This is a genomic window from Pseudomonas phenolilytica, from assembly GCF_021432765.1.
Taxonomy (GTDB): Bacteria; Pseudomonadota; Gammaproteobacteria; order Pseudomonadales; family Pseudomonadaceae; genus Stutzerimonas; species Stutzerimonas phenolilytica.
Genome location: NZ_CP058908.1, coordinates 2,012,432 through 2,025,673, shown reverse-complemented (window position 1 = coordinate 2,025,673; position 13,242 = coordinate 2,012,432). Strand labels below are relative to the sequence as shown.

Annotated in this window: 17 protein-coding genes; 10 read left to right on the top strand and 7 right to left on the bottom strand. The window is 66.8% G+C overall.

The window, feature by feature from the left end:
* The first annotated feature begins 59 nt into the window (after positions 1 to 59).
* Positions 60 to 1,583 (top strand): fumarate hydratase, encoded by a 1,524-nt coding sequence (locus HU825_RS09740; RefSeq protein ID WP_003287184.1) that lies wholly within the window; start codon positions 60 to 62, stop codon positions 1,581 to 1,583.
* 63 nt (positions 1,584 to 1,646) lie between these two features.
* Here HU825_RS09740 and HU825_RS09735 read toward each other — a convergent pair whose 3' ends face one another.
* The 4 genes from HU825_RS09735 to HU825_RS09720 form a co-directional block, all read right to left on the bottom strand.
* Entirely contained in the window at positions 1,647 to 1,868 is a 222-nt protein-coding gene (locus HU825_RS09735; protein WP_009867864.1) for a VF530 family protein, read from the bottom strand.
* 59 nt (positions 1,869 to 1,927) lie between these two features.
* On the bottom strand, positions 1,928 to 2,509 hold the full coding sequence (locus tag HU825_RS09730) for a DJ-1/PfpI family protein (protein WP_009867865.1): 582 nt from the start codon (positions 2,507 to 2,509) through the stop codon (positions 1,928 to 1,930).
* 60 nt (positions 2,510 to 2,569) lie between these two features.
* Positions 2,570 to 3,727 (bottom strand): phospholipase D-like domain-containing protein, encoded by a 1,158-nt coding sequence (locus tag HU825_RS09725; protein ID WP_197424552.1) that lies wholly within the window; start codon positions 3,725 to 3,727, stop codon positions 2,570 to 2,572.
* A 210-nt stretch (positions 3,728 to 3,937) separates the two neighbouring features.
* Positions 3,938 to 4,876, bottom strand: a complete 939-nt coding sequence (locus tag HU825_RS09720; protein ID WP_234301937.1) for an acyl-CoA dehydrogenase family protein — start codon at positions 4,874 to 4,876, stop codon at positions 3,938 to 3,940.
* A gap of 174 nt (positions 4,877 to 5,050) precedes the next feature.
* Here HU825_RS09720 and olsB point away from each other — a divergent pair, with 174 nt between their 5' ends.
* Genes olsB through HU825_RS09705 form a run of 3 tightly spaced genes read left to right on the top strand, consistent with a single transcriptional unit; the run spans position 5,051 to position 7,176 of the window.
* The gene (olsB, locus tag HU825_RS09715) at positions 5,051 to 5,797 is read left to right on the top strand and encodes an L-ornithine N(alpha)-acyltransferase (RefSeq protein ID WP_003287192.1); all 747 of its coding nucleotides are present in this window, start codon (positions 5,051 to 5,053) and stop codon (positions 5,795 to 5,797) included.
* Positions 5,797 to 6,567, top strand: coding sequence for a lysophospholipid acyltransferase family protein (locus HU825_RS09710; RefSeq protein ID WP_234301936.1), 771 nt, complete (start codon positions 5,797 to 5,799; stop codon positions 6,565 to 6,567). Before olsB ends, HU825_RS09710 begins: the two co-directional genes overlap by 1 nt.
* A gap of 33 nt (positions 6,568 to 6,600) precedes the next feature.
* Complete coding sequence (locus HU825_RS09705) at positions 6,601 to 7,176, top strand: acyl carrier protein phosphodiesterase (protein ID WP_043295874.1); 576 nt, start codon at positions 6,601 to 6,603, stop codon at positions 7,174 to 7,176.
* Positions 7,177 to 7,185: 9 nt separating this feature from the next.
* On the opposite strand, the gene HU825_RS09700 is transcribed toward HU825_RS09705, so the two are convergent.
* Entirely contained in the window at positions 7,186 to 7,638 is a 453-nt protein-coding gene (locus HU825_RS09700; protein ID WP_003287196.1) for a flavodoxin, read from the bottom strand.
* Between the two features lie 204 nt (positions 7,639 to 7,842).
* On the opposite strand from HU825_RS09700, the gene HU825_RS09695 reads away from it, so the two are divergent.
* The 6 genes from HU825_RS09695 to cysZ all read left to right on the top strand — a co-directional run bounded on the left by HU825_RS09695 (position 7,843) and on the right by cysZ (position 11,343).
* Entirely contained in the window at positions 7,843 to 8,457 is a 615-nt protein-coding gene (locus tag HU825_RS09695; RefSeq protein WP_138299364.1) for a PilZ domain-containing protein, read from the top strand.
* Positions 8,458 to 8,517: 60 nt separating this feature from the next.
* Positions 8,518 to 9,228: a dihydromonapterin reductase gene (gene folM / locus HU825_RS09690; RefSeq protein WP_003287199.1), complete on the top strand. Its 711-nt coding sequence runs from the start codon at positions 8,518 to 8,520 to the stop codon at positions 9,226 to 9,228.
* Between the two features lie 20 nt (positions 9,229 to 9,248).
* The gene (gene folX / locus HU825_RS09685; RefSeq protein WP_003287200.1) at positions 9,249 to 9,623 is read left to right on the top strand and encodes a dihydroneopterin triphosphate 2'-epimerase; all 375 of its coding nucleotides are present in this window, start codon (positions 9,249 to 9,251) and stop codon (positions 9,621 to 9,623) included.
* A 105-nt stretch (positions 9,624 to 9,728) separates the two neighbouring features.
* Positions 9,729 to 10,022, top strand: coding sequence for a DUF1244 domain-containing protein (locus HU825_RS09680; protein ID WP_003287201.1), 294 nt, complete (start codon positions 9,729 to 9,731; stop codon positions 10,020 to 10,022).
* Complete coding sequence (locus HU825_RS09675) at positions 10,019 to 10,357, top strand: HopJ type III effector protein (RefSeq protein WP_234301935.1); 339 nt, start codon at positions 10,019 to 10,021, stop codon at positions 10,355 to 10,357. The genes HU825_RS09680 and HU825_RS09675 overlap by 4 nt, the downstream gene beginning before the upstream one ends.
* A 227-nt stretch (positions 10,358 to 10,584) precedes the next feature.
* Entirely contained in the window at positions 10,585 to 11,343 is a 759-nt protein-coding gene (gene cysZ / locus HU825_RS09670) for a sulfate transporter CysZ (protein WP_234301934.1), read from the top strand.
* Positions 11,344 to 11,412: 69 nt separating this feature from the next.
* On the opposite strand, the gene HU825_RS09665 is transcribed toward cysZ, so the two are convergent.
* Both HU825_RS09665 and HU825_RS09660 read right to left on the bottom strand, forming a co-directional pair.
* Entirely contained in the window at positions 11,413 to 12,522 is a 1,110-nt protein-coding gene (locus tag HU825_RS09665; RefSeq protein ID WP_234301933.1) for an NADH:flavin oxidoreductase, read from the bottom strand.
* Between the two features lie 44 nt (positions 12,523 to 12,566).
* Positions 12,567 to 13,163, bottom strand: coding sequence for a TetR/AcrR family transcriptional regulator (locus tag HU825_RS09660; RefSeq protein WP_234301932.1), 597 nt, complete (start codon positions 13,161 to 13,163; stop codon positions 12,567 to 12,569).
* Positions 13,164 to 13,242 lie beyond the last annotated feature (79 nt).

Here is a 13,242-nt window from a genome sequence, read left to right as displayed (position 1 = left end):
GCACGCCGGCTGCCACGCTCGACGCGCCGAATCCCCGCCCCGTCAAGAGGACGCGCTGCATGACCGTGATCAAGCAAGACGACCTGATTCAAAGCGTCGCCGACGCTTTGCAGTTCATTTCTTACTACCACCCCGTCGACTTCATCCAGGCGATGCACGAAGCCTACCTGCGTGAAGAATCGCCGGCCGCGCGCGACTCGATGGCGCAGATTCTGATCAACTCGCGCATGTGCGCCACCGGTCACCGGCCGATCTGCCAGGACACCGGCATCGTCACCGTGTTCGTCCGCGTCGGCATGGACGTGCGCTGGGACGGCGCCACCATGAGCCTGGACGACATGATCAACGAGGGCGTGCGCCGCGCCTACAACCTGCCGGAAAACGTGCTGCGTGCTTCGATCCTGGCCGACCCGGCTGGTTCCCGCAAGAACACTAAGGACAATACCCCGGCCGTCATCCACTACTCCATCGTTCCCGGCGACAAGGTGGAAGTGGACGTCGCGGCCAAGGGCGGCGGTTCCGAGAACAAATCGAAGATGGCCATGCTCAACCCGTCCGACTCGATCGTCGACTGGGTGCTGAAGACCGTGCCGGAAATGGGCGCCGGCTGGTGCCCGCCGGGCATGCTCGGCATCGGCATCGGCGGTACCGCCGAAAAGGCCGCGGTGATGGCCAAGGAAGTGCTGATGGACCCGATCGACATCCACGAGCTGAAGGCCCGCGGCCCGCAGAACCGCATCGAGGAGCTGCGCCTGGAGCTGTTCGAGAAGGTCAACCAGCTGGGCATCGGCGCCCAGGGCCTGGGCGGCCTGACCACCGTCCTCGACGTGAAGATCATGGATTACCCGACCCACGCCGCTTCCCTGCCGGTGTGCATGATCCCCAACTGCGCCGCCACCCGCCACGCTCACTTCGTGCTCGACGGCTCCGGCCCGGCCAGCCTGGAAGCGCCGTCGCTGGACGCCTACCCGGAAATCGTCTGGGAAGCCGGCCCGAGCGCTCGCCGCGTCAACCTCGACACCATCACCCCGGAAGAAGTGCAGAGCTGGAAGCCGGGCGAGACCATCCTGCTCAACGGCAAGATGCTCACCGGCCGCGACGCCGCGCACAAGCGCATGGTCGACATGCTGAACAAGGGCGAGGAGCTGCCGGTGGACCTCAAGGGCCGCTTCATCTACTACGTCGGCCCGGTCGATCCAGTCGGTGACGAAGTAGTCGGCCCGGCTGGCCCGACCACTGCCACGCGGATGGACAAGTTCACCCGGCAGATCCTGGAAAGCACCGGCCTGCTGGGCATGATCGGCAAGTCCGAGCGCGGCCCGATCGCCATCGAGGCGATCAAGGACAACAAGGCCGTGTACCTGATGGCCGTCGGCGGCGCCGCCTACCTGGTCGCCCAGGCGATCAAGAAGTCCAAGGTGCTGGCCTTCGCCGAACTGGGCATGGAAGCGATCTACGAGTTCGAGGTGAAGGACATGCCCGTTACCGTCGCCGTCGACACCAAGGGCGAATCGGTGCACATCACCGGCCCGGCGATCTGGAAGCAGAAGATCGCCGACAGCCTGGCGGTGGAAGTGCAGTAATCGTCTCAGCGGCAAACGAAAAGCCCGGCTAGTGCCGGGCTTTTTGCTTTCGCATCGCGCGGATCAGCCGCGGCGGCGCAGCTGCACGAACAGCGCTTCGACCTTCTGCCGCGCCCACGGCGTGCGGCGCAGGAACGTCAGGCTCGACTTGATGCTCGGCTCGCTCTTGAAGCAGCGGATATCGACCCGCTGCGCCAGCCCTTCCCAGCCGTAGTGCGCCTGCAGTTCGACCAGCATCGCCTCGAGGGTGACGCCGTGCAGTGGATTGTTCGGGGCGCTGCTCACCTGCGGTTCTCCTTGTTGGTGACGAAAGCGTGGCCGCCGGCGGGCGGCGGTCCGGCATGCTACAGGGTTATCTCGGTGCCGAGCAGCTTGAGGAAGCCCGCCAGCCACGCCGGATGTGCCGGCCAGGCGGGCGCACTGACGAGATTACCTTGCGTATGCGCCTGATCCACCGGAATGTCGACATACTCGCCACCGGCCAGCTTCACTTCCGGCGCGCAGGCCGGGTAGGCGCTGCAGGCGCGGCCCTTGAGCACGCCGGCGGCAGCCAGCAGCTGCGCACCGTGGCAAACCGCGGCAATCGGCTTGTTCGCCGCATCGAAGGCACGCACCAGCGCCAGCACCTGCTCGTTCAGGCGCAGGTACTCCGGCGCGCGGCCACCGGGAATCACCAGCGCGTCGTAGTCCTCGGCGCGCACGGCGGCGAAGTCGAAGTTCAGCGCAAAGTTGTGCCCGGGTTTCTCACTGTAAGTCTGATCGCCCTCGAAATCGTGAATGGCGGTGCGCACGGTCTGGCCGGCCTGCTTGTCCGGGCACACCGCGTGCACGCGGTGGCCGACCATCTGCAGCGCCTGGAACGGCACCATCGTCTCGTAGTCTTCGGCATAGTCGCCGACCAGCATCAGGATGTTCTTCGCTGCCATTGGATCGTCCTCTTTTCCAGATAGGGAGCTGCGCTCCGGTGCAGGGCGGCCATCGGCTGATCAGCCGCCGCGGTTGAAGATGTTGACCAGCAGGCGATCCAGCCAACCCCACATGCGCTGATACAGACGCATGTGCAGCGGTCGGGCATACCAGCTGCGCAGATCGATTTCCTGACTCTGCTGGAAGTCGCGCTCGAAGCTCTGCACGACCTGCTCGGTGAGTGACGGATCGATTGCTTCCAGGTTCGCCTCCAGGTTCCAGCGCAGGTTCCAGTGATCGAAATTGCACGAACCGACGCTGACCCAGTCGTCCACCAGCACCATCTTCAGGTGCGAGAAGTGTGGCTGGTATTCATGGATGCGCACGCCGGCGCGCAGCAATCGCGGGTAGAACCGCTGTCCGGCATAGCGCACCGGCGGATGATCGGTGTTGCGGCTGGTCAGCAGCAGGCGCACCTCCACCCCGCGCCGGGCCGCGTAGATCAGCGCGCGGCGCACCTTGCCGGTAGGCAGGAAATACGGGGTAGCCAGCCAGATGCGCGTCTGCGCGCGCCGCAGGTTGTGCAACAGGCTGTGCAGGATGTCGGTGTGCTGGCGTGCCGCCGCATAGGCCACCCGACCGAGACCCGAGCCGGTCGGCAGCAGCGGAATCCGCGGGATCTTGCGCGGCAGCGGCAGCTGCCAGATGCGTCGACGCTGGCAGTTCACCCACTGCGCATCGAACAGCGTCTGCCAGTCCTGCAGCAGCGGCCCGCTCATCTCGACCATCACCTCGTGCCAATGCTCGTCCGGGCGCTGCGGGTTCCAGAACTGATCGGTCGCACCTGCCCCGCCGACGAAACCGATGCAACCGTCGACCAGCAACAGCTTGCGGTGGTCGCGGTGCAGGTTGCGGAACTTCAAGCGCAGCGCCAGCGGGTTGTACAGCCGCAGCTCAACGCCCGCCGCGGCGAGGCGGTCGCGGCTCGTCTGGCCCATCTTTAGGCAGCCGAAGCCGTCGAACAGACAGCGTACCCGCACGCCTCGCGCCGCCACGGCCAGTAGCACCTCCAGCAGACGCTCCAGGCAGCCGCCGTCCTCGACCAGATAGAGTTCCAGATCCACCCGCCGCTCGGCTCGGGCGATGGCCTCGAGCATCGCCGGAAAGAACTGCGGGCCGTCGATCAGCAGGCGAAAACGATTGGCCTTGCGCCAGGGAAATACCGCACCGGCCAGCATCATCGACGACCAGTCTCGGTGGGTATGCCGGCAAGGGCAGGCAAACGAAGCAGTGACATGAAATCCCTTTTCCGATGGAGTCGCCGCGAGGACGGCCATGGCGGTGTGACTGAGGCCGGGGCAGCTTAACCAGTCCGCCGGTCCCGGCAAAGAGCTGCCACCGGCCCAGCACGCGCGCTGGCGAGTCGTCCGGCAGATATCGCCGCCCGTCTATATAGGCGCGCCGCCGCGAGTCGAGTTCCCCTGAATTTCTTCCTCCGTGCCCGCCAGCCCGAGCCGCAGCCAGGCCTTGCGTAGTCGTTCGGCCTGCGCGCCACGCGCCAGTCCGAGCACACCGCGATCGCGCAGCCACATCGCCGACCATTCGCCGGGCGTCGCCGCCAGGGCGCCTTCGAGTTCCGCCTGCAGCGCGGCAAACTGCTCGCTCAACGCCGCCAGCAGCACGTGCGTGGCGGCAGCCTCGACCGGCTGGCGCGCGACTTCCGCCGCGCCGGCCAGCAACCCGACCAGGCGCAGCAGCAGCGCCTGCGACCAGCGATGCTCCAGCGCCACGCCGTACAGCCAGCCGAGCAGCGCGACCAGCACGTAGAGGTCCTCGTGCGTGCGAAAGGGTTTGACGTAGTCGGCCCAGCCGTCGCCCGGCAAACGCTCGCCGATGGCCTCGACCAGCACCAGCCGCCCATGCGCGATATCCGGCAGCAGCGGCAGCGGTGCGCCGGCTTCGAGCACCACCCCGCCAGCGTCGGCCGCGAGCACGTACATGCCCAGCCGCGGCGCGTCGCCGATGCGTTCTTCGCGGGCCGGCACCAGCAGCCAGGCGGCAGCATCGCCGGCGGTGACGAAATCCTTGCGGCCGTCCAGACGGCCGTCGCGCAGGCGGGTGGTCATGTCGGCCGGGCGCAACCGCCGGTTTTCCGTGGCGCAGAGTGCGCCGAGCCCCGCCGGTGCGTCCGCCCACAGTGCCCGCAACGCCTGCTGGTAGCCGGCGAGAAAGGCCAGCCCCGGCGTCGCCGCCAACCGGCCACCCAGCAGCGCACCGGCGAAGGGTTCGGTGCCAGCCGTACGCTGCTGCACCGCGGCGTACCAGTCTTCCAAACGCCCGTCTGCCGGCAGCCGCGCCAGCGGCCCCAGCCATTCATGCCAAGCCATATTGCCTCCCGAACCGCCGCTACGGGCGTCACCCAACCATCACCGATCCGTCACAGGCGTGACACGCCAGCTACCTAGCCTGACCCGGCCATCAGATCGACCGAGCGCAACCATAACAACCAGGCGCCGCCGATTACCAACCCGCCACAGCCGGGCGGAACAGGAGTAGACAGCATGAACGCCATCGCTCACCCCCGCAGCACCCGTCAACTGCAAGCCGAGCGCCTGGTCGGCACCGCCGCCCTGCGCGAAGCCCAGGCGCTGCGCTACCGCGTGTTCAGCAGCGAGTTCGACGCACGCCTGCAAGGCGCCGAGTTCGGTCTGGACATCGATGACTACGATGCGCATTGCAGCCACATCGGCGTGCGCGATCTGTCCAGCGGCGCGCTGGTGGCCACCACGCGCCTGCTCGATCACCTCACCGCGCGGCGCATCGGCCATTTCTACAGCGAGCAGGAGTTCAGCCTGCACGGGCTGGCAGCGCTGGACGAGCCCGTGCTGGAGATCGGCCGTACCTGCGTCGATTCTGCCTATCGCAACGGCGCCACCATCGCCGTGCTCTGGGGCGAGCTGGCCGAGGTGCTCAACCAGGGCGGCTATCGCTACCTGATGGGCTGCGCCAGCATCTCCATGCGTGATGGCGGCGTGCAGGCGCAGGCGATCATGCAGCGCTTGCGCGAGGGCCATTTGAGCACCGAACTGCTGCGCGCCGAACCGAAGACGCCGCTGCCCGCGCTGGAGCTGGCAGCGAACGTCACCGCGCAGTTACCGCCGCTGCTCAAGGCCTACATGCGCCTGGGCGCGAAGATCTGCGGCGAGCCGTGCTGGGACGCGGACTTCCAGGTGGCAGACGTGTTCATCCTGCTCAAGCGCGACGAGCTCTGCCCGCGCTACGCACGGCATTTCAAGGCGGCGGTGTGATGCGGCGACTGCGCCGCTACCGGCGGCTGGCACGGATCGCCTCGGTGCTGCTGGCGGGTCTGGCGCTCGCCAGCGCCATCGAGCTGGGCCGGCGGCTCGGCCTGCAGACAGCGATGGCACGCAAGCAGCACCTGACCTGCTGGTTCCTCGCCCGTCTGGCGCGGGCGCTGCCGCTGCGCGTGCGGATCATCGGCGAACGTCCGCGCGAGCCGATGCTGTGGGTCGCCAACCACATTTCCTGGAGCGACATTCCGCTGCTCGGCGCCCTGCTGCCGATCTCCTTTCTGGCCAAGGCCGAGGTGCGTCAGTGGCCGGTACTGGGCTGGCTGGCGCAGCAGGCCGGCACGCTGTTCATCCGTCGTGGCGCCGGCGATGCGGGGCGGGTCAGCCGCGAACTGGCCGGGCACCTGCACCAGGGCCGGCATCTGCTGATCTTCCCGGAAGGCACCTCGACCGATGGCAGCACCCTGCGCACCTTCCATTCGCGGCTGTTCGCCTGCGCGGTGGAATGCGGCTGTCCGGTTCAGCCCGTTGCGATCCGCTATCGGCGCGACGGCCAGGCCGATCCGCTGGCGCCGTTCATCGACGACGACGAGCTGCCCGCGCACCTGCTGCGTCTGCTCGACGCCGAGGTGGCGGAGGTGGAAATCTACCTGCTGCCGCCAATTGCCAGCCATGACCGCAGCCCGCGTGAACTGGCACGCCAGGCGCAGCAAGCGATCGCCCTGAGGTTGTTCGGCGACACCCCGCAACTGCAGCGAGCGGCCTAGCGCCGGCGGCCGGCAACTGGTTAAGCTCGACCGATGAACTACCTCGCACACCTGCACCTGGGCGGCGCTCAGCCGGCCGAACTGCTCGGCAGCCTCTATGGCGATTTCGTCAAGGGACCGCTGCAGGGCCGCTGGCCGGCGCAGATTGAAGCGGGCATTCGCTTGCACCGGCAGATCGACGCCTTCACCGACAGCCATCCGCTGGTGCTGCAGGCCAAGGCGCGCTTCCCGGCCGAGCGGCGGCGCTACGCCGGCATCCTGCTGGATCTGTTCTTCGATCACTGCCTGGCAGCCAACTGGCCGGACTATTCCAGCGAGCCGCTGGAGCAGTTCACCCTGCGTGTCTACCGCGTGCTGCAGAACGAACCGCAGCTGCCCGGCAAGCTGGCGTTGATCGCACCGCGCATGGCGGCGCAGGACTGGCTGGGCAGCTACCGCGAGTTCGCCGTGCTGGAACAGGTGCTGGCTGGCATGAGCCGCAGGCTCAGTCGCCCGGAAGGCCTCGCCGGCGGCCTGGAGGAACTGCAGCAGTTGTACGCGCCGCTGCAGGATGACTTTCGCGCCTTCTATCCGCAGTTGTGCGCCTTCGCCCGCCGCGCCGCGGGCTGAGCGCCCGTCTCAGCCGCGCAGGATTTCGGCGAAGCGCGCCAGCCAGGGCTCGGCATCGACTTCCGGCGTGACCGTCTCGCTGCCATCGATCCGCAGCATTTCCTGCACTTCCCGCACGCCCAGCTCGGCGAACAGCTCGCGCACCAGCTCGCCACCGCCGCAGAACGTATCGCCATAGCTGGCGTCACCCAAGGCGATCACCCCGCCGGGCAGTCCGTGCCAGGCCGGGAACTGTTCGCGGATGGCAGAATACAGCGGCACGAAGCTGTCCGGCAGCTCACCCATGCCGGTGGTGGAGGTCACCACCAGCAGCGCTTGCGGCGCGAACTCCAGCACCTGCGGCAGTTGCGCGCGCGGATCGTGCCAGGCATCGAAACCGGCGGCCTTGAGCTGGCGCTCGGCATGACGAGCGACGTCCTCGGCGCTGCCGTAAACGCTGCCGGAAAGGATGGCGACTTTCATGAGGGAATCTCCGCAAATTGAAGCCGGCCATTATGCCGCAAGGCGCTCGCCTGTCGGACATCCCGGGCAGCGAATCGCCAAAATCCGACAACCGTACTGAACTACTCTTGGAAATCACGATCACAGCGCGCAACAAACCGCCCGGCACGGATCGCCGTGCCGCGGTCGTCGGCGCCCGCCGCGCCGACTCCTCGAGGAAGTGACATGGCCGAACGGACAGTCCTGACCAGCGATGAGCTGGCCTTCATCAACAAGCTCATGCATCGCGCGGCCAATGGCCATGGCGAGCGCACCGCCGGCTTTCGCCTCGATGGCGGACCGCAGTCCAACGAGCTGCTGCTGGCGCTGGCGACCCACGCGGAGCTTTCGCTCGAAGCGAAAACCGCCGAGTTCCGCATGAGCTTCCCGGTGCAGATCAAGGAGGACGAATTTCACAGCCTGCATCTGCATCTGGCGCCGCCGGTCATCTTCGAGCGCGGCCCGATCAACCGGGCCTGGCGCCTGCACCTCGAACAGCCGCTGGCGCTGCTCAAGCGCGACGGCGAGGCGAGTCCGCTGCGCGTCTGCGAGCTGTCCTCGCACGGGCTGCTGGTCAAGGCCGGCCGCGGGCGCAAGCCCCCCAAACACTTCCATCTGTGCCTGGCGCTGCCCGACGACGCGCCGCTGGAAGTCGAAGCGCACCGGGTACGCGAGATCGACGACGACCTGGCGGCCTATGAGGTGGAGTTCAACGGCGAGCAGGATGCCGAACGCATCCGCAGCTTCCTCTACCGCCAGCATCGGCGCCTGCATCCCGAGTCGTCCGCCGATCTGGTGTAAGCTGGCCGGCCAGCGCTGCGCACCGGCATGACGACAGCGCCTGACCGACCGAGGCGCCCGATGAGCCAATCCCCGCTTCCCATCCTGATCACCGGCGCCGGCCAGCGAATCGGCCTGCATTGCGCCGAGCGCCTGCTCGACGACGGCCACTCCGTCATCATCAGCTACCGCCGCGAACGCGAAGGCGTGGCGCATCTGCGCAGCCGCGGAGCGATCACGCTGGCGGCCGATTTCGCCGATGCGGCCGGCATTCAGGCCTTCATCGAAACACTCAAGGCGCACACCGACGGCCTGCGTGCCATCGTGCACAACGCTTCGGAATGGCACAGCGAAACGTCCGGCCAGGAAGCCGAGCTGTTCCAGCGCATGTTCAGCGTGCACATGCTCGCGCCATACCTGATCAACCTGCACGGCGCCGCGCTGCTACGTCACGGCGGCGCCGCGGACATCGTGCACATCGGCGACGACGTCACCCGCCGCGGCAGCAGCAAGCACATCGCCTACGCGGCCAGCAAGGCCGGCCTGGACAATCTAACGCTGTCGTTCGCCGCCAGCCTGGCGCCGCAGATCAAGGTCAACGGCATCGCTCCGGCGCTGATCCAGTTCAATCCCGACGATGACGAGGCCTACCGGCGCAAGGCCCTGGCCAAATCGGCGCTGGGCATCGAGCCCGGCGCCGAGGTGATCTACCAGAGTCTGCGCTATCTGCTCGACAATCCCTACGTCACCGGCACCATCCTCACGGTGAACGGCGGCCGCCACCTGATCTGACCCGCCCACAAGGAGACCCCATGCCCAGACTGGAACCCTCGATGGCACGCATCCGCGTCAAAGACCTGCGCCTGCGCACGTTCATCGGCATCAAGGAAGAGGAGATCCTCAACAAGCAGGACGTGCTGATCAACCTGACCATGCTCTACCCCGCCGCCGATGCGGTGCGTGACAACGTCATCGACCACGCGCTGAACTACCGCACCATCACCAAGGCGATCATCCGTCACGTCGAGGACAACCGCTTCGCTCTGCTGGAACGCCTCACCCAGGAAATCCTCGACCTGATCATGCAGCACCCGCAGGTGCGCTATGCCGAGGTGGAAGTCGACAAGCCCCACGCGCTGCGCTTCGCCGAGTCCGTCTCGATCACCCTGGCCGCGCACCGCGACTGAAGCGCGACGGCTCAGCGCCTCGCGTAGCCGGCACTGGCGAGGCTGGTCGCTGCCCAACACCGAGGTTATGATCCGGCCCACCTCAGCCAACGCCGAGAAGCAGACATGAACGAGCAAGAACGCACCGAACTGGAAGCCGCCGCCTTCCGCCGCCTGGTCCAGCACCTGCGCAGCCGCCCGGACGTGCAGAACATCGACCTGATGAACCTCGCCGGCTTCTGCCGCAATTGCCTGTCCAAGTGGTACAAGGCCGCCGCCGACGACCTCGACGTCGCCGTCAGCGTCGACGAGGCGCGCGAAGAGGTGTACGGCATGCCCTACGCCGAATGGAAGAAGCGCTACCAGAAGGAAGCGACGTCCGAGCAACAGGCCGCCTTCGACAAGGGCCAGAAGCCATGAGCAGCCTCAAGGACTTTCGCGCCAGCCTGCGCAACCGCAACCACCCGTTCAGCGCCACGCTGGCGTTCATCGCTGAGCACTACGACTACCAGCCGAGCCGCTTCATCAACGGTGGCGTGGAAAACGCCGCGGGGGAGAACGAGGGTTCCTGCAAGACGCTGGGCCTCGCGCTGCTGGAAGGCTTCTCCACCGAGGAAGCGCTGCTGGCCTTCGGCGAGCATTACCAGACCGTGCTGGCCTCGCCGACCGGCTCCGACCATCGCAACATCCGCGCACTGATGGAAACCGGTCTGCCAGGCGTTCGCTTCGACCGCCAGCCGCTCAGCCGGCGCTGAGCGCCGCGTCGCCAGAAGAAAAAAGGGCCATCCCAAAGCGCTAGGGGAAGGCTGTGAGTGGATGGCCCTTGGGAAAACCGATGGCGCCACTCTAGGCGCCCCGCGCTGCCCGGTAAAATTCAGCGCGTGCATCCTCACTATAGACCTGGCCTATCGCTCGCCCGCGACTTTGCGCCGCCGGGCAAAGCCGGTATGGTCCCGTCGTTTTCCTCTGCTGGAGCTTGCGCATGTCGTTGCCCGCCCTTTCCGGCCCGCAGTACCTTCGTGAAGGCCTGAAACTGGTCCTCAGCCCGGGGTTGCGGCTGTTCGTGCTCCTACCGCTGACCGTCAATGTGCTGCTGTTCGTCGGCCTGATCTGGCTTGCCATGCGACAGTTCGGGCTCTGGGTCGAGGCGTTCATGCCGAGCCTGCCGGACTGGCTGACCTTTCTCGAATATCTGCTCTGGCCGGTGTTCGTCGCGCTGGTCGTGCTGATGGTGTTCTTCACCTTCACCCTGCTCGCCAACGTCATCGCCGCGCCGTTCAACGGCTTCCTCGCGGAGAAGGTCGAGGTGGTGGCGCGCGGCGAGGATACGGCGCCCCCCTTCAGCTGGGCCGAACTGCTGGCCATGCTGCCGCGCACCCTGGCCCGCGAAGCGCGCAAGCTGGCCTATTTTGCGCCACGCGCACTGGCGCTGCTGGTGCTGTCGTTCATTCCGGTGCTGAACATCGTCGCCGCGCCGTTGTGGTTGCTGTTCGGCGTCTGGATGATGGCGGTGCAGTACATCGACTATCCGGCGGACAACAACCGGGTGAGCTGGGCGGAGATGCTGACCTGGCTGCGCCAGCGCCGCTGGCAGAGCCTGAGCTTCGGCGCGGTGACCTATGCGGCGCTGCTGGTGCCCGGCCTGAACCTGCTGATCATGCCGGCCGCGGTCGCCGGGGCGACGCTGCTGTGGGTCCGCGAGGGTGGCCAAAGTCACGCGTTGGTCAAACGCCCGACCTAGCGCCGGGCGAAAAAGAAAAAGGCCGCAACGCCGCAAGCGTTCCGGCCTTTTTGCATAGCGACGAATGCGTCAGGCGAGCGTCTTCAGCGCCTCGCGGCTGAATGGCAGCACGTCCTGCATCCGCCCTTCGCGCACCTTCTGCGCCCAGTCCGGATCGACCAGCAGCGCACGTCCCACCGCGACCAGATCGAATTCCTGCCGGTTCAGACGCTCCAGCAGACCTTCGATGTTCGCCGGCTGGGCGACCTTGTCGGTCTTGACCATGTACTGCAGAAACTCGTCGTCCAGGCCGACGCTGCCCACGGTGATGGTCGGCTTGCCGGTCAGCTGGCGCGTCCAGCCGGCGAGGTTCAGCGGCGAGCCCTCGAACTCCGGCTCCCAGAAACGCCGCGTCGAGCAATGGAAAATATCCACACCCGCCGCCGACAGCGGCGCGAGGAATTCGCCCAGCTCGTCGGGGGTCTGCACCAGCCGTGCGCTGTAGTCCTGCTGCTTCCACTGCGAGAAGCGGAAGATGATCGGGAAGTCCGGCCCTACAGCCGCGCGTACCGCCTGGATCAGTTCGATGGCGAAGCGCGAACGGTTGGCCAGGCTGCCGCCATATTCGTCGATACGCTGGTTGCTGCCGGCCCAGAAGAACTGGTCGATCAGATAACCGTGAGCGCCGTGGATCTCCACACCGTCCATGCCGATCGCCTGAGCATCGCGGGCGGCCTGGGCAAACGCGGCGATGACGTCCTGAATATCCTGCTTGGTCATGCCGTGCACGACGACCTGGCCGTCCTTGAGCTTTTCCATCGGGCCGTACCCCGGCACGCTCGCCTCCGGCTCGGTGCCGATGCGGCGCACGTTGCCGACGTGCCAGAGCTGCGGAACGATGCGTCCACCGGCGGTGTGCACGGCGTCGACCACCTGCTTCCAGCCGGCCAGTGCATCGGCGCCATAGAACCGCGGAACCTGCGGATAGCCGTTGGCGGCCGCGTGTCCGACCGTGGTGCCCTCGGTGATGATCAGCCCCACCCCGGATGCCGCCCGCCGCCGGTAGTACTCGACCACATCGGCGGTCGGCACGCCGTTGGGCGAAAACGAGCGGGTCATCGGCGCCATCACCACGCGGGTCGGCAGGTGCAGCGAACCCAGCTCGAACGGCTGGAACAAGGCATTTACGGTAGCGGTCATGCGACTCTCCTGTTGTGTGTGTTGCGACGGTGCGGGGCGCAGGCTCATTGGCACTCCAGCAGCCGCGCCAGCTGATCGAGAAAACGCTGCAGCGGCGTCACGCTGCCGCTGACCTTCATACGCAGCAGCGCGCCTTCCCACGCGTTGCCGATGAATTCGGCGATGGCGGCGCAATCGCTGTCGGCGGCTATTTCGCCCTGACGGCGCGCCTGTTCCAGGCAGTCGGCCAGCAGCTCGACCGACTGCCCGAGAATCGCCAATACCTTCTGACCGATGGGCGGACACAGCTCGGCCATCTCGAAACTCAGGCTGCCGATGAAGCAGTGGTACTCGGGCTTTTCCTGGCGCGAGAAGTGCGCGGTCAGCTCGCGGTAATAGGCGAGAATGCGCTGGCAAGGGGTGCCGGGCGCCTCGTTGAGCGCCACCCGGTAACGTTCGAGGCGCGGGCAATACAACGCCTCGAGCGCTTGCAGGGCGAAGTCTTCCTTGCTGGCGAAGTAGTGATAGAACGAGCCCTTCGGTACGCCCGCGGCCTGCACGATCTCCTGCACGCCGGTGCCGTGATAGCCGCGACGAATCATCACCTGGGCACCCCTGGCGAGGATCAATGCGTGCTTGTCGTTGCGGGTTTGAGCGGTCATGCGGCGAGGATATGACCGGTCGTCTCGCCAGCCTAGGATCATCACCCGGGCTTATCGGCCGCGATGTTTTACGATGGCG

Bases quoted from the DNA above. Each gene is read 5' to 3' on its own strand.
- HU825_RS09740 (WP_003287184.1), top strand. From the start codon at position 60: ATGACCGTGATCAAGCAAGACGACCTGATTCAAAGCGTCGCCGACGCT.
- HU825_RS09730 (WP_009867865.1), bottom strand. From the start codon at position 2,509: ATGGCAGCGAAGAACATCCTGATGCTGGTCGGCGACTATGCCGAAGAC.
- HU825_RS09725 (WP_197424552.1), bottom strand. From the start codon at position 3,727: ATGCTGGCCGGTGCGGTATTTCCCTGGCGCAAGGCCAATCGTTTTCGC.
- HU825_RS09720 (WP_234301937.1), bottom strand. From the start codon at position 4,876: ATGGCTTGGCATGAATGGCTGGGGCCGCTGGCGCGGCTGCCGGCAGAC.
- olsB (WP_003287192.1), top strand. From the start codon at position 5,051: ATGAACGCCATCGCTCACCCCCGCAGCACCCGTCAACTGCAAGCCGAG.
- HU825_RS09710 (WP_234301936.1), top strand. From the start codon at position 5,797: ATGCGGCGACTGCGCCGCTACCGGCGGCTGGCACGGATCGCCTCGGTG.
- HU825_RS09705 (WP_043295874.1), top strand. From the start codon at position 6,601: ATGAACTACCTCGCACACCTGCACCTGGGCGGCGCTCAGCCGGCCGAA.
- HU825_RS09700 (WP_003287196.1), bottom strand. From the start codon at position 7,638: ATGAAAGTCGCCATCCTTTCCGGCAGCGTTTACGGCAGCGCCGAGGAC.
- HU825_RS09695 (WP_138299364.1), top strand. From the start codon at position 7,843: ATGGCCGAACGGACAGTCCTGACCAGCGATGAGCTGGCCTTCATCAAC.
- folM (WP_003287199.1), top strand. From the start codon at position 8,518: ATGAGCCAATCCCCGCTTCCCATCCTGATCACCGGCGCCGGCCAGCGA.
- folX (WP_003287200.1), top strand. From the start codon at position 9,249: ATGCCCAGACTGGAACCCTCGATGGCACGCATCCGCGTCAAAGACCTG.
- HU825_RS09680 (WP_003287201.1), top strand. From the start codon at position 9,729: ATGAACGAGCAAGAACGCACCGAACTGGAAGCCGCCGCCTTCCGCCGC.
- HU825_RS09675 (WP_234301935.1), top strand. From the start codon at position 10,019: ATGAGCAGCCTCAAGGACTTTCGCGCCAGCCTGCGCAACCGCAACCAC.
- cysZ (WP_234301934.1), top strand. From the start codon at position 10,585: ATGTCGTTGCCCGCCCTTTCCGGCCCGCAGTACCTTCGTGAAGGCCTG.
- HU825_RS09665 (WP_234301933.1), bottom strand. From the start codon at position 12,522: ATGACCGCTACCGTAAATGCCTTGTTCCAGCCGTTCGAGCTGGGTTCG.
- HU825_RS09660 (WP_234301932.1), bottom strand. From the start codon at position 13,163: ATGACCGCTCAAACCCGCAACGACAAGCACGCATTGATCCTCGCCAGG.